Origin of the sequence: Sinomonas sp. G460-2, from assembly GCF_047759905.1 — a bacterium.
Taxonomy (GTDB): Bacteria; Actinomycetota; Actinomycetes; order Actinomycetales; family Micrococcaceae; genus Sinomonas.
This window is the reverse complement of record NZ_JBKZWT010000543.1, coordinates 1-1,295: the sequence shown is the minus strand read 5'-3', so window position 1 is coordinate 1,295 and position 1,295 is coordinate 1. Positions and strand designations below refer to the sequence as shown.

Annotated in this window: 2 protein-coding genes; both read left to right on the top strand. The window is 72.8% G+C overall.

The genetic code is table 11. The features are described 5' to 3' along the window. Positions 1-550: DegT/DnrJ/EryC1/StrS family aminotransferase (locus tag ACLN58_RS22300; RefSeq protein WP_415857390.1), on the top strand; the 550-nt coding region annotated here is incomplete at its 5' end. Continuing rightward, on the top strand, positions 544-1,295 hold a 752-nt coding region (locus tag ACLN58_RS22295; RefSeq protein ID WP_415857389.1), incomplete at its 3' end, for a glycosyltransferase. The genes ACLN58_RS22300 and ACLN58_RS22295, both read left to right, overlap by 7 nt.

The window sequence follows — 1,295 nt, the reverse complement described above, 5'->3', positions numbered from 1 at the left end:
CCCCGGCAAGAACCTCGGCGCGGCCGGCGACGCGGGCGCCGTGACCACGAACGATCCACTCCTCGCCGACGCGGTGCGGCTCCTCTCCGCGCACGGGAGCGCGGTCAAGTACGTGCACGAGGTGGTGGGCTTCAACTCGCGGCTCGACGCCGTCCAGGCGATCGTGCTGCGCGCCAAGCTGCGGCGGCTCGCCGATTGGAACGCACGACGGCGGCAGGCGGCAAAGCTCTACGGCGAACTTCTCGACGGGGTGCCCGGGGTTCGGACCCCGCGGAGCCAGCCCGGCAACGAGGACGTGTGGCACCTCTACGTGGTCCGCCTCGAGGACCGCGCGCGGGTTCAGACCGCGCTCGCCACGGCAGGGATCGGCACGGGCATCCACTACCCGACGCCCGTGCACCTGACCGACGCGTTCGCGTATCTGGGCTACGCCCGCGGCGACTTCCCGGTCGCGGAGGCCGCCGCGCGCGAGCTGCTCTCGCTGCCCATGTTCCCCCACATCACGCCCGAGCAGCAGCGGCTCGTGGCCGAGGTGGTGAGGGGATGCTGAGGCTCACAGCAAGGCCGCTCCTCTCGCGCCCCCACGCCTCGCGTCTGCTCGTGTCCGTCGTGGTGCCGTGCTACAACTACGGCCGCTACCTCCCCGCGGCCGTGGCGAGCGCGCTCGACCAGCCCGGCATCGACGTCGAGGTGATCATCGTCGACGATGCGTCGACCGACGGCAGCGCGGACGTCGCCGAGAGGCTCGCCGCCACCGACTCGCGCGTGACCCTGGTGAGGCACGAGCGCAATCAAGGGCACATCGCGACCTACAACGACGGGCTCGCGCGGGTGGCCGGCGAGCTCGTGGTGCTGCTCTCGGCGGACGATCTCCTCGCCCCGGGGGCGCTCACGCGCGCCGCCGCCCTGTTCGAGGCGCGTCCCGAGGTGGGGCTCGTCTACGGGCGGGTCGTCGAGTTCTCGGATGCCTCCGCGGTCTCCACCGCGCGGATCGGCGCCCGCGGTTCATGGACCATCTGGCGAGGCCGCGAATGGATCGGTCTGGCCACGTGGCGGGGCCGGAACTTCATCCTCTCGCCGGAGGCCGTCGTCCGGACCAGCGCCCTGCGGCGCGCGGGGGGCTACAACCCTGAGCTCCCGCATTCCGGGGACCTCGAGTACTGGCTGCGGGTCGCCGCCGGCTCGGCCGTGGGCCGGATCAACGGACCCGTCCAGGCCTTCTACCGCGTGCACGGGGGCAACATGCACGCGCTGCGATTCGCCTCGGCTGCCGCGGACCTGCGGCACCGGGTGGC